At 62.7% G+C, this 19,048-nt stretch carries 21 protein-coding genes; 1 reads left to right on the top strand and 20 read right to left on the bottom strand.

What is annotated here, in order from left to right; genetic code table 11:
- Positions 1 to 182: 182 nt before the first annotated feature.
- The 18 genes from GH784_RS14555 to GH784_RS14470 all read right to left on the bottom strand — a co-directional run bounded on the left by GH784_RS14555 (position 183) and on the right by GH784_RS14470 (position 17,003).
- Positions 183 to 1,736: a Do family serine endopeptidase gene (locus GH784_RS14555; protein ID WP_003512147.1), complete on the bottom strand. Its 1,554-nt coding sequence runs from the start codon at positions 1,734 to 1,736 to the stop codon at positions 183 to 185.
- Between the two features lie 156 nt (positions 1,737 to 1,892).
- Positions 1,893 to 2,357: a cytochrome c-type biogenesis protein gene (locus tag GH784_RS14550; RefSeq protein ID WP_025592862.1), complete on the bottom strand. Its 465-nt coding sequence runs from the start codon at positions 2,355 to 2,357 to the stop codon at positions 1,893 to 1,895.
- Complete coding sequence (locus tag GH784_RS14545) at positions 2,354 to 4,348, bottom strand: heme lyase CcmF/NrfE family subunit (RefSeq protein ID WP_065704913.1); 1,995 nt, start codon at positions 4,346 to 4,348, stop codon at positions 2,354 to 2,356. The genes GH784_RS14550 and GH784_RS14545 overlap by 4 nt, the downstream gene beginning before the upstream one ends.
- Positions 4,345 to 4,857, bottom strand: coding sequence for a cytochrome c maturation protein CcmE (ccmE, locus tag GH784_RS14540; RefSeq protein ID WP_003512141.1), 513 nt, complete (start codon positions 4,855 to 4,857; stop codon positions 4,345 to 4,347). Before ccmE ends, GH784_RS14545 begins: the two co-directional genes overlap by 4 nt.
- A complete protein-coding gene (ccmI, locus tag GH784_RS14535) occupies positions 4,854 to 6,008 on the bottom strand; it encodes a c-type cytochrome biogenesis protein CcmI (protein ID WP_019564067.1) in 1,155 nt (384 codons plus the stop codon). Before ccmI ends, ccmE begins: the two co-directional genes overlap by 4 nt.
- A 143-nt stretch (positions 6,009 to 6,151) precedes the next feature.
- Positions 6,152 to 6,580, bottom strand: a complete 429-nt coding sequence (locus GH784_RS14530; protein ID WP_025592860.1) for a membrane protein — start codon at positions 6,578 to 6,580, stop codon at positions 6,152 to 6,154.
- Positions 6,581 to 6,687: 107 nt separating this feature from the next.
- Positions 6,688 to 8,088, bottom strand: a complete 1,401-nt coding sequence (locus GH784_RS14525; protein WP_003512137.1) for a sensor histidine kinase — start codon at positions 8,086 to 8,088, stop codon at positions 6,688 to 6,690.
- A complete protein-coding gene (locus GH784_RS14520; protein WP_003512135.1) occupies positions 8,078 to 8,749 on the bottom strand; it encodes a response regulator transcription factor in 672 nt (223 codons plus the stop codon). The genes GH784_RS14525 and GH784_RS14520 overlap by 11 nt, the downstream gene beginning before the upstream one ends.
- Before the next feature lie 96 nt (positions 8,750 to 8,845).
- Entirely contained in the window at positions 8,846 to 9,100 is a 255-nt protein-coding gene (locus tag GH784_RS14515; RefSeq protein ID WP_003497070.1) for a hypothetical protein, read from the bottom strand.
- A gap of 139 nt (positions 9,101 to 9,239) precedes the next feature.
- Positions 9,240 to 9,446, bottom strand: a complete 207-nt coding sequence (locus GH784_RS14510) for a hypothetical protein (protein ID WP_019564069.1) — start codon at positions 9,444 to 9,446, stop codon at positions 9,240 to 9,242.
- A 34-nt stretch (positions 9,447 to 9,480) separates the two neighbouring features.
- Positions 9,481 to 13,284 (bottom strand): baseplate multidomain protein megatron, encoded by a 3,804-nt coding sequence (locus tag GH784_RS14505; RefSeq protein WP_153793533.1) that lies wholly within the window; start codon positions 13,282 to 13,284, stop codon positions 9,481 to 9,483.
- A gap of 17 nt (positions 13,285 to 13,301) precedes the next feature.
- Positions 13,302 to 13,736 carry a C40 family peptidase gene (locus GH784_RS14500; protein WP_065704917.1) on the bottom strand — a complete coding sequence of 145 codons (435 nt, stop codon included), beginning with the start codon at positions 13,734 to 13,736 and terminating at the stop codon, positions 13,302 to 13,304.
- The gene (locus GH784_RS14495) at positions 13,733 to 14,617 is read right to left on the bottom strand and encodes a DUF2163 domain-containing protein (protein WP_065704919.1); all 885 of its coding nucleotides are present in this window, start codon (positions 14,615 to 14,617) and stop codon (positions 13,733 to 13,735) included. Before GH784_RS14495 ends, GH784_RS14500 begins: the two co-directional genes overlap by 4 nt.
- The gene (locus tag GH784_RS14490; RefSeq protein ID WP_038490375.1) at positions 14,614 to 15,252 is read right to left on the bottom strand and encodes a TIGR02217 family protein; all 639 of its coding nucleotides are present in this window, start codon (positions 15,250 to 15,252) and stop codon (positions 14,614 to 14,616) included. Before GH784_RS14490 ends, GH784_RS14495 begins: the two co-directional genes overlap by 4 nt.
- Before the next feature lie 90 nt (positions 15,253 to 15,342).
- Positions 15,343 to 15,924, bottom strand: coding sequence for a phage tail tape measure protein (locus tag GH784_RS14485; protein ID WP_065704920.1), 582 nt, complete (start codon positions 15,922 to 15,924; stop codon positions 15,343 to 15,345).
- Between the two features lie 97 nt (positions 15,925 to 16,021).
- Complete coding sequence (locus GH784_RS14480; protein WP_038490369.1) at positions 16,022 to 16,243, bottom strand: rcc01693 family protein; 222 nt, start codon at positions 16,241 to 16,243, stop codon at positions 16,022 to 16,024.
- Positions 16,240 to 16,596: a gene transfer agent family protein gene (locus GH784_RS14475; protein WP_065704923.1), complete on the bottom strand. Its 357-nt coding sequence runs from the start codon at positions 16,594 to 16,596 to the stop codon at positions 16,240 to 16,242. The genes GH784_RS14480 and GH784_RS14475 overlap by 4 nt, the downstream gene beginning before the upstream one ends.
- Positions 16,596 to 17,003, bottom strand: a complete 408-nt coding sequence (locus tag GH784_RS14470; protein ID WP_065704925.1) for a phage major tail protein, TP901-1 family — start codon at positions 17,001 to 17,003, stop codon at positions 16,596 to 16,598. Before GH784_RS14470 ends, GH784_RS14475 begins: the two co-directional genes overlap by 1 nt.
- A 107-nt stretch (positions 17,004 to 17,110) precedes the next feature.
- On the opposite strand from GH784_RS14470, the gene GH784_RS14465 reads away from it, so the two are divergent.
- Positions 17,111 to 18,310 (top strand): MFS transporter, encoded by a 1,200-nt coding sequence (locus GH784_RS14465; protein WP_013635740.1) that lies wholly within the window; start codon positions 17,111 to 17,113, stop codon positions 18,308 to 18,310.
- Between the two features lie 7 nt (positions 18,311 to 18,317).
- Here GH784_RS14465 and GH784_RS14460 read toward each other — a convergent pair whose 3' ends face one another.
- Together GH784_RS14460 and GH784_RS14455 are read right to left on the bottom strand one after the other, a co-directional pair.
- On the bottom strand, positions 18,318 to 18,713 hold the full coding sequence (locus tag GH784_RS14460) for a DUF3168 domain-containing protein (RefSeq protein WP_065704927.1): 396 nt from the start codon (positions 18,711 to 18,713) through the stop codon (positions 18,318 to 18,320).
- Positions 18,710 to 19,045, bottom strand: coding sequence for a phage head closure protein (locus GH784_RS14455; RefSeq protein WP_065704929.1), 336 nt, complete (start codon positions 19,043 to 19,045; stop codon positions 18,710 to 18,712). The genes GH784_RS14460 and GH784_RS14455 overlap by 4 nt, the downstream gene beginning before the upstream one ends.
- Between the last annotated feature and the right edge of the window lie 3 nt (positions 19,046 to 19,048).

Here is a 19,048-nt window from a genome sequence, read left to right as displayed (position 1 = left end):
AGGGGGCAAGGGCGCGGTCTATCGCTGGCCTTGCCCTTGATCCCGCTGCCGCGACCTTCTCCTCCCTAGCGGAGAAGAAACAAGCGGCACGCGCGTTCCACATACTCTGTCCCGCCCTCAAGGTGAGAGACAGTCCCGAGCGACGCCGGCTCGAAGAAGAACCGGCGCCGCATCTCAGATTATCAACCCTGGTCGATATCCAGTGCGATGAAGCGGCTGCCGCTGTCCGTCTGGATCTGGAACAGCGCCTTGGAGCGTCCGTCCTTCTTCGCCTGCTCGAGAACCTTCTCGATATCGGCGGCAGAAGCCACCTGCTGGTTGTTGACGGAGGTGATCTTCTCACCCGTCTTCAGGCCACGGGCAGCGGCGTCGCTGTCCGGATCGACATCAGTGATGGCAAGGCCGTTGCCGTCGTCAGCGGGCGCAACCGTCAGGCCGAGGCTCGACAGCACCTTTGCGCTGGAAGGCTTGCTGCCACTGTCGTTTTCCTGGCCCGGCGTTGCCTTGGAGGCATCGTCGCTTGCGAGATCGCCAAGCGTCACGGTGACCGACTGCGACTTGCCGCCGCGCCAGAGCGAGATTTCAACCTTGCTGTTTGGCGTCATGCTGCCGATGCGGCGCGACAGATCGCGGGCATCCTTGACCGGGTCGCCATTGACGGCGGTGATGATGTCACCCTGCTTGATGCCAGCCTTGTCGCCCGGCGAACCGGACTGCGGCGAGACGACGAGCGCGCCCTTCGCTTCGGCAAGACCAAGCGACTCGGCAATGTCCTTGCTGACGGGCTGGATCTGCACGCCGAGCCAGCCGCGTTCGACCTTGCCGTCCTTTTGCAGGTCGGCGATCACGTCCTTGGCAACGGACGACGGGATGGCGAAAGCAATACCGACATTGCCGCCAGATGGCGAGAAGATCGCGGTGTTGATGCCAACGACTTCACCGTTGAGATTGAAGGCGGGACCACCGGAGTTGCCGCGGTTCACGGCGGCGTCGATCTGCAGGTAATCGTCATAGGGGCCGGAGCCGATATCGCGGCCACGGGCGGAAACGATGCCCGAGGTTACCGTGCCGCCGAGGCCGAAGGGGTTACCGACGGCTACGACCCAGTCACCGACGCGAATCTTGCTATCGTCGGCAAACTGCACATAGGTGAACTTGCGGTTCACATCGACCTTCAGCAGCGCCAGATCGGTACGCGGATCACGGCCAACGAGCTTGGCTTCGAGTTCGGTACCGTCATTCATCACCACCGTGTAGGCGGAGCCGTCATCGACAACGTGGTTGTTGGTGACGACATAACCGTCTTCGGAGATGAAGAAGCCGGATCCTTGAGCGACGGGGCGCAGCGGACCCTTGCCGTCACGGTGACGGTTCGGACCACGGTCGGGACGGTCCTGGTTGGGGCCGCCGAATTCCTTGAAGAAGCGCTTCAGGGGATGGTCGTCCGGCAGCTGGTCGAGACCACGGCCGCCGAAATTGAAGGAAAAGTTGCTGGAATCATCGGAAGCGGGCTGCACGTTCGACTGGACGCGAACGGAGACGACGGCGGGCGAAACAGCCTCGACCACATTGGCGAAGCTCGGAACCTGCGGCGCAGTCACCTCCACCGGAGCGGCAAAGGAATGAACGATCGGTGCGGCGATGCCTGTGGAAAGCATCAGCGCGGCAAGACCGCCAACGGTCGTTGCCTTCAGAACCGTCTTCAGCGAGGAGCGTCCGTTTTGCGAGTGAGACATGGTGTACCTTCTTTCTTCATTCAGACTGGAACCCGTTTGACCGGGGGAGAAGCGGTGGATGATGAAGATATAGTAGGCGACACCTTACAGCGAAGTGTCTGACGAATGAAAAAACCGTAATGTTGAAAAAGAACCGAGGACGGATATGAAAATCGGTTATTTTTCAATGAGATTACGAATTCTCTCTTCTTCGTCCGCGCTCAGTTTTTCCGGCCGCTCCTGGGTGGCGCGCCGACGCGAAAAAACGAGGATGGCGAATATTCCCGCAAGCGCCAGAACGATGGGCGCGCCCCACAAAAGTGCGGTGCGCAGGCTGAAACGCGGTTTCAGCAGCACGAATTCGCCATAACGAGACACGACGTAGTCGACTACAGCCTGATCGCTATCGCCTGCCACCAGCCTGTCCCGCACCAGAACGCGCAGGTCCCGTGCCAGTTCGGCATTGCTGTCATCGATCGACTGGTTCTGACAGACCATGCAGCGCAGTTGAGACGTTAGATTGCGGGCGCGCTGTTCCAGTGCGGGGTCTTTCAGCACCTCGTCCGGGTTGAAGGCGAAGGCCGGCCATGACGTAAACATGAGAACGAGAAGGAGCGTGAGCCCCGCCACAACCTCCCTCATTCCGCCGCCTCCGGCATCGCGGCCGTTTTTGCCGGCTTCGCCTTGCGGCTCGGTGCGCCCACCCTCAACCGTCTGTCGGAGAGCGATATCAAACCGCCGGCCATCATGAACAGCGTGCCGCCCCAGATGCACAGGATGAAGGGTTTCCACCAGATGCGCACTACCATGCCGCCATCCGCCATCGGGTCACCGAGCGAGACGTAGAGCTGGCTGAGGCCGAACGTCAAAATGCCCGCTTCCGTGGTCGGCATTCGCCGTGCGGTGTAGAGCCGCTTGGAGGACCAGACGTCGGCCACTTCCACACCCGCCTTGCGTATGGTGAAATGGCCGCGATCCTCGGTAAAATTAGGGCCGACGGCATGGCGGATGCCATCGAAGGTGAGACTGTAGCCGCCCGCCTTCGCCTCCATGCCCTGCTTCATTTCAAGAACGGTTTCGGTCTCGAAGGTGGTGACGGTGACGATGCCGAGCACGGTGATGCCAAGCCCCATATGGGCAAGTGCGGCGCCGAAGGCCGAACGCGGCAGGCCCTTGAGGCGTCGAAAAGCGATGCCGAAGGCCAGTTTGCCGAAATTGGCCCGATACCAGAGATCGGCAAGCGCCCCGAAGATCAGCCAGAAACCGGCTGCGATGCCAAGTGCGGCGAGCACCGGGCCGCCGTTCTCCACGTACCAGAGCGTCAGCCCGGCAAGGGCTGCAATGGCGGCCGCCACATAAAGCCGCTGGAAAGCGCCGAGAAGATCGCCGCGCTTCCAGGCGAGCATCGGCCCGAAGGGCGTGACGATCAGGACCGGGATCATCAGGAGGCCAAAGGTGAGGTTGAAGAACGGCGCGCCGACCGAGATTTTTTCGCCTGTCAGCGTTTCGAGAATGAGCGGATAGAGCGTGCCGATCAGTACTGTTGCGGTCGAGACCGTCAGGATCAGATTGTTGAGGACCAGCGCCCCTTCGCGTGAGATCGGCGCGAACAATCCACCCACCTTCAGCGAGGGCGCCCGCCATGCGAACAGCGCGAAAGCTCCGCCGATGAAAACGGTAAGGATGCCGAGAATGAAGATGCCGCGGCTCGGATCGGTGGCGAAGGCGTGCACGGAGGTCAAGACGCCGGAGCGCACGAGGAAGGTGCCGAGCAGCGACAGCGAAAAGGTCATGATCGCCAGAAGCACGGTCCAGATTTTCAGCGCTTCGCGCTTTTCCATGACGAGTGCCGAATGCAGCAGTGCGGTGCCCGCAAGCCATGGCATGAAGGAGGCGTTTTCAACCGGATCCCAGAACCACCAGCCGCCCCAGCCGAGTTCGTAATAGGCCCAGTAAGATCCCATGGAGATACCTGCCGTCAGGAAGGTCCATGCGGCGAGCGTCCACGGCCTTACCCAGCGCGCCCAGGCCGCATCGATCCGGCCCTCCAGAAGTGCAGCGACGGCGAAGGAGAAACAGACGGAAAAGCCGACATAACCGAGATAAAGCAGCGGCGGATGTATGGCGAGGCCGAAGTCCTGAAGGACAGGGTTCAGGTCCTGCCCTTCGGCCGGCACCCGCTCCAGACGCATGAACGGATTGGAGGTGAGCAGGATGAACAGCAGGAACGCGACGGAAATCCAGGCCTGCACGGACAGCACATTGGCTTTCAGCGTTTCCGGCAGGTTGCGACCGAAGACGGCAACGAGCGCGCTGAACAACACCAGGATCAGCAGCCACAACAGCATGGAGCCCTCATGGTTGCCCCAGACGCCGGTCAACTTGTAGAGCATCGGCATCAGCGAATGGGAGTTTTCCCAGACGTTGCGCACGGAGAAATCCGAGACCGCATAGGCCCGCGTCAGCGCCGCAAAGGACAAGGCCACGAGCAGGAACATCACGACGGAGCCGAGCGAGGCAATATCCATCAGCGCCCGGTCGTTGCGGCGCGCGCCGATCACCGGCAGCGTCGAGACGATCAGCCCCACGGCGAGTGCCAGAACCAGAACGTAGTGGCCGATCTCATTGATCATTTTATCGCTCCGGTCTTGTCGGCTGAAGCCCCCGCAGGAGAAGGCGCTGCGCCGGAAGGTTGCCCGCCCTCTCCGGTGTTCTGCCACAGGCCCTTGTCTTTCAGCCGGTCGGCCACTTCCTTCGGCATGTAGTTTTCGTCATGCTTGGCCAGAACGCTGTCGGCAACAAAGCCATGGGTCGCGGCATCGAAAACGCCTTCCGTCACCACGCCCTGCCCCTCGCGGAAAAGATCGGGCAGAATGCCGGTATAGCTGACGGGCACGTTTGCTTCACCGTCAGTCACTGTGAAGCTCACCGTGCGGCCCTCCCCGCGCTTGACGGAGCCTTCCGCCACCAGCCCACCAAGGCGGATGCGGGTGCCAGGATTGACCGGCGTCTTCTCCAGATCGGCCGGCATGTAGAAATAGGCTATGGACTGGCCGAAGGCGAACATGACGAGCAGCACGGCCGCGACGATGAAGCTCATGCCGCCGCCGATGATTGCGAGCCGTTTCTGTTTGCGGGTCATTGCGTCACTCCCTGCGGCATCGCGCGCCCTTGCCCGTCCATGCGAACGGGTCCGGCGGAAACTCCCAATTCCTTCGCCAGCGCCAGTAGCTGCTTACCCTCTTCGCCCTCAGGCGGGAAAACCTGCAAACCGGCTCTCAGTGCCTCGCCCGCCTTCGCTGCATTGTTCAAGACGGAGTAGGCGCGCACGAGGCGCATCCAGCCTTCGAAATCACCGGGATTTTCCTTGAGCTTGGCGTCGAGGCTCGCCACCATGCCCTCGATCATCGCCTGCCGGTCGGCGGGCGTCATGTCTTTCGCTGCCGCCACGTCGCCTGCGGTCGGGCCGGGCGCTGCCTCGCCGCCGGTTCTGGCGATATGTTCCCGCACCAGCGGCAACCATGGCGCACCGGCTGGTGCATCCGCCGCCAGTGCTGCAAAGGCCGCACGTGCCTCCTGCGCCTTGCCCGCCTGCTCCAGCGACAGCGCCAGATAAAAGCGGGCGCGTGGATTGCCGGGTTTCAGCCGCTCGGCTTCGGCAAAGGCCTCACGCGCAGCCTCGATGACGATGCCGTCATTGCTCGCCACCAGTGTTTCGCCAAGTCCCGTCAGCCGTTCTGTGCTCGGCCCTTGCAGACGAAGCGCGTTGCGATAGGCAAGCTCGGCATCGCCAAGCCGCATCGTCTTGAAATAGATCGGCGCCAGGATATCCCAGCCTGCACCGTCGTCGGGGTTTTCGGCTAGGTGCCGCTCGGCACGGGCGACCAGAAGGTTCATGTCGTTACCGGGTTGCTCCAGACGTGCCTCGAGCGGCATGTCCGGCACTTCCGGACTTCCCTTCCAGATGTAAAGACAGAGGCCAAGTGCAGGCAGCAAAACGGTAATCAGGGTTACGGCGAGATTGTGCCGCAGCGGCCGGGCGCTGCTTTCAGCGTCTTGACGGGTATCGGCTGCGGCAAGCAGCCGGCGGCCGATTTCGGCGCGGGCATATTCCGCCTCCGTCTCGCCGATCAGGCCAGCGGCACGCTCGCGGTCCAGTTCGGCAAGCTGGTCGCGATAGACTGCAACCTCGCCGTCGCGGCGCGTCTGCGACACCTCGGTCTTCCGCATCAGCGGGTACATCAGGACGATGGCGACAGCCGCCGTCAATATCGCAACGACAATCCAGAACATAAGGCTCAATTACTCGAATGCACGGCACATGGAAACATGAAGCGCGGAGATGACGCGAATTTGAGACATCACGCCGCACCGCCCGGCGTCCAGGTGCACCGCTATAGCCCTTCCTGTCACTCGGAAAGGTCCATGACCTTGATTTACGTCAAAGGAGACCAGCTGCCATCGGCATTGCGACAGGCCGCACCGCGAACCCGGGTTTCCTTTTCATCGACAGTCAGCGTGTGGGAATATTGCCGGCAATTCTGGTTGCCCACCTGATAGGGCGCATTGGCAACCACCTGGCCGCTGGCATCGTCGCCGGTCCATGTCACCGGCGTACCGACCGGGGCGGTTTCCAGTGCGCGATATTCGGCCTCCAGCGCTTTGGTGCGGTCGCCCTTTTCGAGCTGCAGACCGCTTCGTCCGACAATGCCGCCCTGCATGTTGGCAAGGAACGGTGTTGAAGGTTGTGCCGAACCGCCGAACAGGCTGCCACCGGCCGAGCGGGTGCCCGTGGTGGTGCAGGCGCTCAGCATCGATACGCACAGGATCGAGAGAAGTGCCGGGCGTGACACCAGCGAACGCATCGTCACGGAGCGGCAGCCATCATACACGTCAACCAAACCCTGTCCTCTTTTCCTTACCGCACCGCGCGTTATATATCGGCATTGAATTTCTTGCCTTTTTTCTTGCCTCACGCAAGCTCTTTCGAGAGGCCAGGCAAAATCAGATCGGCTTTCAGGCCACCTATCCCGCTGCGCGAGAGGGAAAAGTGGCCATGGTACTCAGACACCACTTCGGAAACGATCGACAATCCGAGGCCGGTGCCAGGACGGCTTTCGTCCAGCCGCCTGCCGCGCTTCATCGCTTCGCTTATCTGCCCGGGCTCCAGCCCCGGCCCGTCATCCTCCACGATCAACTCCACCCATGAGCGCCGGCCCATTTCGGGGTCGGAGGACGGGTGAGTGCCGGTCGCAAGCGTGACGACGACTTTGGTCTGTGCAAAACGCGCGGCATTCTCGAGAAGATTGCCGACGATCTCCTCCAGATCCTGCTGTTCCATGCCCAGCACCGCCCCCGGATGCTCGAAATTCAGCTCGAACTGCTTGTCGGGGTTGAGGCGGCGCATGACGCGCACCAGCCGTTCCAGCGCCGGCTCCGCTTCCACACGGGCAAGAATCGAGCCGCGCTGGGCGGCAATGCGGGCGCGCGAAAGATAAGACTGCACCTGCGCCTGCATGGCGTCAGCCTGCGCGCGCACCAGATCGCCATGCTGCGGCTCCAGCGTGCGGGCCTCGTTCAGCAGCACGGCAATCGGCGTTTTCAGCGAATGTGCGAGATTGCCGACCTGCATGCGGGCGCGCTCGACGATGCGCCGGTTGCTGTCGATCAGCGCATTGACTTCGTTCGCCAATGGCTGGATTTCGCGCGGGAATTCGCCTTCGAGGCTTTCCGCCTCCCCGCCCCTGATCTTTCCGAGCGCCAGACGGGCCTGATCGAGCGGCCGCAGACTGTAGAGAATCGCAAGGCCATTGACGACCAGACTGCCGACACCGAAGACGGCGAGCGCCAGATAAAGGCTGTTGGAGAAATTGCGCACATCGTCTTCAACGACGTTGAGGTTGCCGGAAACGCGGAAACGCGCCGCGCGGCCCTCACCATCCAGCACGACTTCCGTTTCCGCCACCCGCACCTTGTTGCCCGCCTCGTCGGTCACGGCATAAAAACGCTCGTATCTGTTATCGAAGGGAGCATCGATAATGCTCGGCACCGGCAAGGACGCGACGCCGAGCGAAGAGGAGACCAGCGGTGCCGTCTGGAAATTGCCGAGCGGCTCCACCACCCAGTACCAGCCGGTATCGGGCTGCGAGAACCGGAGATCGCCGAGCTGCGGGCTGCCGGCCAGCGTATTCTCGTTCGAAATCGTCACGGAATTAATGACGTTATAAAGCTGCGCCCGCAGAAGATCGGTGAAGCTGCGCTCCACGCCCTGCCGGTAGAGCGTCGAGATCACGACGGCAATGACCACCAGCGCCAGCGCCGACCAGGCGGAGGCGAGAAGAAGAACGCGGGCGGTAAGAGAGCTACTTCGCATCTGCCGGCGCTTGCATCCGGTAACCGAGGCCACGGATGGTCTCGATCAGATCAACCCCGAGCTTCTTGCGCAAACGTCCGACAAACACCTCGATCGTGTTGGAATCCCTGTCGAAATCCTGATCGTACATATGTTCGACCAGCTCCGTGCGCGAGACGACCTCGCCCATGTGATGCATGAGATAGGAAAGCAGGCGGAACTCATGCGAGGTGAGCTTCAGCGTCACGCCGTTGACCGTTGCCTTGGAGGATTTGGTATCGAGTTTGACCGGTCCGCAGACGAGTTCGGAGGAAGCGTGGCCAGCGGCGCGGCGGATGAGCGCACGCACGCGGGCAAGAACTTCTTCCACATGGAAGGGCTTGGTCACGTAATCGTCGGCACCGGCATCGATGCCCGCCACCTTGTCGCTCCAGCGGTCACGGGCGGTGAGAATGAGGACCGGCATGGCCTTGCCCGCCGCGCGCCATTTCTCGACGACGGTGATGCCGTCCATCTGCGGCAGGCCGATATCGAGAACGATCGCGTCATAGGGTTCGGTATCGCCGAGATAATGGCCTTCCTCGCCGTCAAATGCCTGATCGACAACATAACCGGCTTCTTTCAGCGCGTCGGTCAGCTGACGATTGAGATTGGCATCGTCCTCAACCACGAGAATACGCATTATCCGCCCTTTCCTTACGTCCCGGCCCGCGCGCGCGTCGCCGGTCATGCTAACTGTGTCGGATTGTTTTCCGATATTTCGGCGATGCGGGCAAGGCTACATCGGCACGCGCATCGTTACCTTGCGCGGGCGCTCGCCATTACCCTGGACGAGAACGGTAACTACACAGGACTGACCGTCACCGGAGGGATAGACCGAAAGAAGCTGGCCACCGGTTTCGCGCACCACGCGGGCAACGGCCGCGCCGCAATCGCTTGCAGCCAGAATGTAATGGCCCTGCAAATCAGCCTCGGGCGCCGTGAAACCGGAAAGCCCGGCTGCAAGCGTCGCGATGATGAGAGGTGATGCCATTGCACAAATCTTCCAAAAAAATCGGCTGCGTCTCGAACCGTATTGTGACCGAATATGTAGCGCAAAGCGTCTGAATGGCAAATGAATGCCGCCCCCGACGCCACGACGCACGGCGGGGACGGTATGGGCGCTACTGGCGTCAGCGGATGGCACGGGTTGCCGAAAGGCGGCCGTAAAGTGCGACGAGGCCGCCAATTCCGCCCGCAACGGTCACCAGTCCCTCCGCCAGCTCGCCGTGCAGGCCGGCGGGAAGATCAAGACCAGCGACGCTGAAAAGCGGTGCGAAAACCGCAACCAGGGCGCCCCAGATAGTGCGCGATTGATACCATGCCTTGGTACTATCCATAATCTCGTCCTTTGCGTTGTTTTTCAGGTGGTTGTCAGAGTGGGAGAACGGCGTGCGCCGCCACTCCCAGAGGCACCGCGCGGCCGAGCTGACGGACACGCACGGAAATGTGATCCCGCAAGGTCGGGAAATCTGTGAGTTCGCCCGCTTTGGGGTACAGCCAGAAGGGTTCGGAGACCTCTGCCGTGCGTCGAACGGCCTCGCGATCCAGCACCTCCACGCGGTAACGCTCGAACGGCTCTTCCAGCGGTATCTCGCTCGCGTCCCAGCCATCGGCCTCCATCCGGCCTCGGCGCACCCAGCGCAGCAAAATGCCGTCCCTGCGTCGCTCGGCCGCAAGATGCACCGGCGCGAGCGGCGTTTCAGCCCGCAAGCCACCCTCGAAGACAAAAGGACCGGCGGGGGCGCCCGCCATTCCCGCAGCCTCGACGATCCAGTTCAGCCGCCGTCCGCGTTCGGTCGCGGCAAGACCGAGCGGCTGCACCGCCGCGTCCAGCACCACAACAGGGGCGCCCACCGGCGCGCCAATGGCCAACGCATCTTCCGTGCCGCCAAGCCCACGCAACAAAGCGGAAAGCCGCCAGCGCGCGGGCGCAATTTCCTCTGCGCGCGCGAAAGCGATGATCTCCCAAACACCGTTTGCGGCCCTCACCGCCATGCGGTTCTCGCCGTTCAGCACCGAAAGCTCCGTGGCCGAGGAAAGCTCGCCGGATGGCAGATCGATCAGGATGGTGTTTTGCCGGTCGAAACGGCCGGAGGGGCCTGATGTCAGCGGCATGGCCAACGTGCCGATCATCGCGGGCCGGTCAAGCACGGCGCGCTGCCGGTAGCCCTCCGTGCCGGCGGAGGACGAAACGACGATTGGCCGCCATGGCCGTGCAAAAACGGCAATCTGCGCCGAATTTTCAGACGCTGTGCCGTCATGGCGCGGCAGGTCGAGAAACAGCACCTCCGGGGCAAAACCTTCCGCGCCCTTTGCCACGCCAACACGACGCTCATCCACAGCGCCCGAAAAAGCAGCGGATGCGGCGGAAAAGGCGCGCGCCTCCACCTGCCGTACAGTACCGTCCTCAATCCGGCTGACCAGGAACCTCCCTGCCGGAACCTCCGAAAACACATTCTGCGGGAGACGGATGCAATCGCCGGGTTCCAGAGCGATATCTGCGGGCGGCAACGCAAAACGCAGCGTGCGCTGCGCCTGCCTGTTGTCACGCAACAGGGCCTCAGCCGCGACTTCCGCTATTTCCGCCGGGAGTGCCGCGTTAAGGTCGAGCCGCATGACGCGGCGGCCGGCATTGTCGATACGGCGCGAACGCACGCTCGCCTGCTCGTAGTCCAGCGCCGGATTGAACGAGGTCAGCACGGCCTCTGCGGCGAAATCGCTGTCATGGCCGCGATTTTCCGACCACAGCGGTTCGTCGTCCAGATCGGCCAGCACGGCAGCGTCACGCACGGGCAGAACCGCCGTATTGCGAGAGCGGAAGCGCAGGGTTCCGCCGTCCTCGGCCACATCCACCTGAAACGCCGCCATCAGCGGCTCCAGGAGGTTGCGGGCCGAGGTCACGTCGCCCTGCACATATCCCGTCAGATCGCCACTGACGGCGGAGACGTCGAAGCCGGAAAAGCCATGGTCCGTCAGGATCGCGGCGATGGTATCGGCAAGTGTGGCAGTCCCAAGCCGGCCGTTCAGCCAATGGCCGGTACGCCAGTTGGCCCCATCGCTCCAGGCCGCGCCGTTCTGCGGAAAGGCGGGGAACGGCCGCGCATCCCAGGTCCACATATAGACGCGGTTATGATCCACCATCGCCGCATCCCCCTTCCCCCTCCAGTGGTCGAGATGCGCCTCCAGAAACCGTCGCTGCTGGCTGTCGGCGCGGCTTCTGCGGGAAAAATAGGGATAAGCGTTTTCCGCCGATTTCGGATCGGGACAGACATTCGGGCGCGTCGCACTCTTGTCCACCGCCGGGCAGCCGAGCTCGGTGAACCAGATCGGTTTCGACCCCGGCACCCATGCGGTTGGCGTCAATTTCTCAGCACCGCGCACCCGGTCAAAATGGACATTCCGCCACCAGCTTCGCAGGTCCTTGTAGCGGAATACCCACGGCTTGCCCTTGAGACCATCGGTGATGGGCGTGCGCCGCCGCGCCGCGCGGTCGGCATCGCTGGCGTAATACCAGTCGAAACCCTCGCCCGCCGTGATGGCACGACGGAAGGCGTTAGCATCGTCCGGGCCGCTCATACCATCAGGATTGCCGTTTGCGGCATCCTCGTCGCGCCAGTCGGAAAGCGGCATATAGTTGTCGATGCCGATGGCATCGATATCAGGGCTTGCCCACAGCGGATCTAGATTGAAGAACACGTCGCCGGAACCGTCCGCCGGCTGATAGCCGAAATATTCGCTCCAGTCCGCGCCATAGGTCAGTTTCGTTGCCGACCCGACAACGGCGCGCACATCCGCCGCCAGCCGCACCAGTTCCTCCACGAAAGGAAAGGCGTCGTTATGGTCGCGCAGGCTTGTCAGCCCGCGCAGCTCCGAGCCGATCAGGAAGGCATCCACCCCACCCGCCTGCGCCACCAGCGCCGCATAATGCAGCACCATGCGGCGATACCCCTCAGTGCGGTTGCAGAAGGTGGAAATCTCCGTGCGCGTGCCTGCATTGCGGTCGGGCGAACCTGCCAGGCCCGGTGCCGGAAAACAGGTGATGCGTCCGCGCCAGCCATAGGCGTCCTGCTCGCCTTTGCCGTAGGGGTCCGGCAGGCCGTTGCCGGCTGGCACATCCATCATCACGAATGGGTAAAGGCAAACCTTCAGACCACGCGCCTTGAGGTCGGCTATCGCCTGCACAACGCTTTTATCATCCGGCGTGCCACCATAGGCCGGGCCGCCGCCGTGATGGCTGACGAGATGCGCTTGCCCGCGCGAAACACCGGCGACGGACCATGCTGCACTTTCCCTGTCGCGACCCGCCACTTCCACACCCGGCAGAATGCGGCATTCGCCCGCGCGCATGTCGGTGCCGAACCAGCTCACCACCAGCGCCACGCTTTGCAGATTGGGGCACAGCGCCTGCAATTCGTCGATCGCGGCCTGCCAGTCGGTCAAGGCCGTCAGGCAATTGCGGTTCATGATGCGACTTTCGCCCATGCCGGTGCGTTCCGAAACCTGCGCCGTGGCGTAACCGTGTTCCGTCGCACCGGGAATGACGGTGATGGCACGGATGGCTTTTTCCAGCCGGCCGACCGGTCGCACCACCTCGAACTGCATCAGCGGAATGCGGTTGCCATAGCTGTCAAGCGGCAGGCGTTCGAACACCACATAGGCCAAACCGCGAAAGGCGGGTGCATTGCCTGCGCCCTGTTTTGCCTCGATCAGCGGATCCGGTAATTGCGTCTCGCTGCCGGGATAAAAGCGCATCTCGATGGCGCTCAGGTCCAGTTCCCGCCCATCGGCCCAGACGCGCCGCACCATGGCCGCCTCGCCCTCGCACAGCCCGACGGCGAGATTGGCGAAATAGCGGAAGGTCTCGACCTTCGGGCCGCGATTGCCCTTGCCGCCACGACGCGTCACCTCGACGCTTTCCTCAAAGCGCGTCGCCCAGATCAGCGTACCGCCGATCCTCGCCGTGCCGTAAAGCCGGTTGATGGCCGCGCCTTCGTCCGCACCCGGAATACGCGCTGTGGAAAGCCGGGCGCCGGACACCGTCCGCCCGTTCGAAAGCAGCGCGCGGTCGACGGCATGGCCTGCCAGCGCGCCAGCCGCGCGGCCGATGATGGCACCCACGGGGCCGAAAACGCCGCCGAGTGCTGCACCCGCCGCCTGAAAGAGAATGGTCGCCATGGTCGCCTCGAAAAATGTCAGGATTCGGGAAAACGGAAGACGCCGGCAATACGTCGCTTCCAGCCGGGCACCAGCGCCGAGCGCACCACTGCCGCCTGTTCATAGGCATGGATGAAATGCTGCGGCCCGGCGAGAATGCCGAGATGTTTGGCCGCTGCATGGGCCCGCCAGCGGAACAGCAGCAGGTCGCCCGGCATCGCCTCTTCCATATCAGGCACCGCCGAAAAATAACGTGTCGCGGCATCCAGCAGCCGGTCCTCGCCGCCCCGCTCGGCCCAATCTGGTGTGTAGGGCGGCGGCAGTTCCGGTTCCTCGCCGTAAAGCGAGCGCCAGATGCCCCTGACAAGGCCGAGGCAATCGCAGCCAACGCCTTGCAACGACGCCTGATGCCGGTAGGGCGTGCCGATCCAGCCTTGCGCGAGCGCCAGCACTTTTTCTGAGGTACTGCTCATGGAAACAGCGCCCCGCCGTCATGGGTCTGGCCGCTGCTGGCGTAGGAATAGGCGAAATCCGCCCCCGGCAGATGCGGAAAGCCACGAAAGTTCAGGTAATTGGCGAATTTCGCCTTGCAGGTCGCAAAACTCTTGTCGCAACCGGCGATGACGGAAAAAACATCACCCGGCTGCGGCGGTTGCTCCGGAGCGAGCCAAAAGGACAGAAGCGTGCCGCCATCGCGTTTCTCGTGGCCGTCGAGATCGAAACCCTTGCCGGCAAGTTGGCCGCTCAGAAACTGCAATTTCCCACGGCTGAAGAAACCATCGGCGAAAGCGTCCAGCCCTGTTACCAGCAGGTTGCCCGCCGCGTCCGTGCCCGCAACGCTGCCGGTGCCGGTAAATCGATTGAGATCGACGCCGCATCGCCGATCACCAAGGGCGGCATCGCAGCGCCGCCCATAGACCCTGCCCTGCGGCTGGGAAAGACGATGGGCGATGCTGCGCAGCTCGGCACGAAACGCTCCGCCCGCCCGTGTCACCTCGCCGATTTCGCGCATGTTCAGCAACACATGCTGTTCCGGCACCTGCCAGTTGACGAGGTAGAGCGCCACCTGCGCACCATCGAAACGTCCGGCGGCCAGATCGCTTTCGGAAATCGCCTCACTGGAAAAGCCGCCCGTCACTTCGCCCGCACTCGCGCCAAGTCCGGCCTCGCGGTCGCTGTCACTCGCACCAAAGCCGGTTGCGGCCAGGTAGGCAGTACCGGCGAAGGAAAGGGTCCCGTCATGGTCGGTAAAACCGATGACCTCGCCGTCCTTCAGTGTCACTTTCCAGCAATGGCAGGTGGTCGTGGCCTCGCCCGCCAGATGCTCGGCAAATGCGGCAGGAATGGTCTTCATGGCAGGATTTCCATCAATGGAATGGAGGGAATGCGGCCCGCCTCGAAGGCGGTAAGGTTCACGTCGATGCGGTCGATTGCAAATCGCACCGGCACGTCGAATTCGAAACCGGCCCGGATTGCGGCACCGGCAGGCGGCGCCTTACCGGCGCGAAACGTCACCGTACCGGTCGCGTGGTCGACCGAAAAATCCGACAAAACGGCTTTCACCCCATCGACTGAGATGATGACCGAAGCCTCGACCGGCTTCGCCACCCGCCGGGTGAAGGAACCGCCCGCATCGGCATAGGTCTTCACCAGCTGAAAAGCCGTCGTCGTGCCGTCACCGGTGCCAATCTTCTGGTCGCTTGCAGCAGGTGTCTGGCCCGGCGGACATGATTTGAAATCCACCGGGTCGCGAAACCGAAAACCATGGAGTTCACCGCGCCGCGCCTCGAAAAAGGACAGTACCTCGTAAAGATCGGCAACGGAGCGAATGCCCGATCCTGCGTCATAGGCGCGTCTGGCATTCTTCCAACGCTGGTTGCGGTTCTCCCGCCCATTGGAAAGGTTGACGATATCGGTTCTCCTTACCGGCCCGCCGCTTACGCCAAGCGCCAGCCTGAGCGGAAACCGCACTTCATGAAATGCCGCCATGTCGTTGTTCCTGGATTCGTTTTGATAGTCTGGGAAAGATGGAAGGGTCACGCTCGACACAGAGGTCTTGCAGGGAGGAGGTTCAATCCGTCACAGGCCGCGCTGGCCACGCCCGACGCTGCGCGCCAGCATGGCGGCGATCTGGCCTTCACTTTTTCTGAAGCTCGCCGCGTCCGTCGCCGTCACATTGAAAACGATCTGCGCGCCGCCGCCACCCCCCGGTGCGGCAACACCGAGCGCCCCATCCGAACCACGCTTCAGCGGCAGGATCGCCTCGGCACCCGCTTCGCCCATCAGGCCAAGCCCGCCGCCCATCGGGAAGAAGGCCGGGCTTGCGACCACACCGCCATCGGCAAAGGGCGTGATACTGCGTCCCGGCACCCCGCCATCGGCAAAAGCAAACAGCGAACCGCCGCCATTTAAAAGCCCGCCTACGGCATTGCCGATCATGTTCTCAAGCGGCTTCAGCCCGGCGGAAAGCGCAATGCCGGAGAGCCGTTCGCCAAGCCCGCGCAACACTTCATCCAACCCCTTGCCGCCCGTCACCGCGGCCTGCATGGCAGAAGTCAACGCCGCCCCGAACCGCTCGGAACGCCGTTCGAGATCACCCATCACCTCCGAAAGCGCTTCCGCTTCCTCGCGACTGTCCGCAATCGATACTTCGCCTGCCATCACGCTTGCCTTTCTGATTCAAAACGGAGCCGTAGATGTTTGAATTGCCTGGTGGTTTTCACGAAAGATGCAGGTCCCCCAAAATAGCAAACCACACTCACCCATCCGGAAACCGCCGCATCATCGCATCCATCGCCGGGCGGTCGAGGGTGTGGAAAGCGGGGCGGATACCGCCGGTCATGGCAAAGAATTCCCTTGGCGTCAGCTGCCAGAAGGTTTCGGAGGAAAGCCGCAGCAGGTGGAAACCGGTGTGTATTACCGCCTCCCAGGGAAAAGGACGCGGCGTCAGATCGCCCACCTCACCTGCTGCGGCACTCAAGGGTCCGGCGGTGTGCCCCTCGAACCGGCAAAGGTGGCTGTCAGGAGATCGGCGACGATGGCGGCGTGGCCGGCAACGCCGCCTTCCACCGTGGCTGCGGCCACGTCCTCATCGGAAAACACGTTGCCCGCGCCGCGCAGACCGGCGCCGATCACCCGTATCATATCGGCCGCCTTCATACGTCCGGCTGCGAAACGTTCGGCGAGCGCGGTGAGATCATCGGCCTGAAAGGCGGTTTCGAGTTCGGCGAGAGCGCCGAGCGTCAGGCAAAGAACGCGCCTTTCGCCATCGATCAGCGCCTCGATCTCGCCGCGATGGCGGTTCGCCCGCCCGTAACGTAACCCTTGCGGCATCAAAGTGCTCCGAAATTAAGGAAACCGGCCGATTCCAGCGCGGTCTCGAATTGCACTTCGCCATCGTGGCGACCGGAATATTCGAGCGCGACGATCTGGAACGGCCCGGTGATCGTGCCGAAGTCAGGAATGACGATCTGCCAGCCCGGAATGGAGCCGGCGAAAAATGCGCCACGCACCAGTGCATCGCTTGCCTGATCCTTGAAGATGCCCGACGCCGTCAGCGATGCCCGCTGCACGCCGGCGCCGGCCAGAAGCTCGCGCCAGCGCCCGGCGCTTTCGCCGTCGGTAATATCAACCGCCTGCGCGTTGAAGGCCAGACGCTTGGTTCTGAGCCCCGCCACGGTCACATAGGAGCCGGCGTTGTTGAACTTCAGCAGCAGGTCCTTGCCCTTGTGCGCCACCATGGTGTTCTCCCTCTCGTTTCGATTGATGTCGTCTCGTTTGATGTTGCCGGGTCGCAACTGGCCTGCTACCAAGAGCATTCCCGCATCTCGCACCCGCGATTTTCATCATGTCTGATGCCACCCCCTTCACGTCTCGCGCGCGCCTTATCGGCGTGCTTGCGGTTGGGCAGGTCGTCAGCTGGGGCACCGGTTTCGACATGCTGGCCATACTGGGGCCACGCATCGGACAGGAACTGGCCATCGCAAACGAGGTCGTTTTTGCCGGTCTCACCGTCATGATGACGATCAGCGCCCTCTGCGGCCCGCTTCTGGGAAGAACGCTGGTGCGCCGTGGTGCCGCCCCTGTTCTTGTGGCGGGTTCGTTGCTCTTCACGGCGGGTTTTGTCGTGCTCGCCTTTGCGGGCGGCGTGATCAGCTACGTCCTCGGCTGGATCGTGATGGGTCTGGCCGCGACCTGCGGCCTGACGACGGCGGCCCATACGGCTGTGGTGGAACGTGTCGGCGCGGAAAGTGGCCGGTCGCTGACGCTTCTGATGGTGTTTACCGGACTTTCGGCAGCGGTTTTCCTGCCCGTCACCACCGTCGCAGATCAGCACCTGGGCTGGCGCGGCACCCTTTTGGTATATGCCTGTCTGCAGATATTCGTGCTTCTCCCACTCTATGTTTTTGTCCTTCCCGGACGAAGGACGAGCAATACTCAGGGCACTTCGAAAGGCGCTGCGGTCTCGACATCGCCTGTCGATACGCGGCGCGCCTTTCTGCTTCTGGCGGCAATGACGACGCTTAGCGCCTTCACAGCCTTTGGCTTTTCGCCGCTCCTGCCTCTGCTGCTGGTCCATGCCGGCGCATCGCAATCGCTCGCCGTGCAACTGGCAGCCGTGCGCAGCGTGCTTGCGATCATGGCGCGCGGGTTGGATTTTCTGCTTGGAAAACACGGCAATCCCTTCGTCACCTGCATGATCGGCTTAGGTATGCTGCTCGCATCCTTCGTGCTGTTGCTCGTTTTTGCCCCGGCCATGCCCGCTTTCATCGGCTTCATCATTTTCTTCGGCTTTGGCGCGGGCGTGCTCACCGTCAGTCGCGCGGTGTTGCCGCTCGCGGTATTTTCACCGGAACAATATGGCCTTCAGGCCGCGCGTATCTCCCTGCCGCAGAACCTTGCGATTGCCGTGGCGCCCGTCATTTTCACGCTGGCGCTGGATCGCGGCGGGGTGGCGGCCATGCTCACCATCGCCGCCGTGCTGATCAGCATTTCGTTTCTGCTGCTGATCGTGCTCTGGCGCACCGTGCGCAAACAGAATTCCTGAACCGACCCTATTCCGTTACCGCCCTGAAACGCATTTCTGCGAGGAAGTTCCGTGTCTTCGGCTCGCGCCGCGAACGGCTCGAGAGAAGCTGCAGATTGACGAGCGAGATACCGACAAGCGGGAGGGCGGCATCGTCGAGCAGGGTTTTCACCCGCCCGGCAATCTCACCCGCGCACCTGCGGCCATTGGCATCGCTCCAGATGTCCAGCGACAGAAAATGTTCTTCGGCCTTTTCCGTCGCCGTCGAGTAATCGCGGCTTTCAAGTTCGCCGATAACGATCAAGGGCAGGACGGCGCGCGGCAAAAGCCGGTCGACGATACCGCCGGGGATGAGCTCCGTCAGAGCAGCGTCGCCGGAAAGTCTTGCGAAAATCGCCTGTAGAAGCACATTTGCGGCACTCACGGGCTTTCCTCCTCACAGCGGCAGACGATGAAACGGCGGGTCTCGTCCGGATCCATCACGGCCCGGATCGCCAGAATGCGCCGTCCCTTGCGAAAGCGCATGCCGGCAACAATGTCGCTGCGCCAGACCAGCCAGACGCGGTGGGTGATTGTTACGCCCTCAGCCGAGGCCCGCTCATGCGAGGCATTCGAAACAGGTTCGATAGCCGCCCAGAGCGAACGCAGGAAACTCCAGCTTTCCGCGGCCCCACCCTGCCCATCCGGTACCTCACTGCGCACCTCAAGCTCCAACCGCGCCGTAAGCTTGCCGGGGTCGAGAAAAACGAGGTTCATGGC

Origin of the sequence: Agrobacterium tumefaciens, from assembly GCF_009649785.1 — a bacterium.
GTDB classification, from domain to species: Bacteria; Pseudomonadota; Alphaproteobacteria; order Rhizobiales; family Rhizobiaceae; genus Agrobacterium; species Agrobacterium tumefaciens.
Note: the sequence above shows the minus strand (reverse complement) of the source record. Positions and strands in the feature narration are given on the sequence as shown.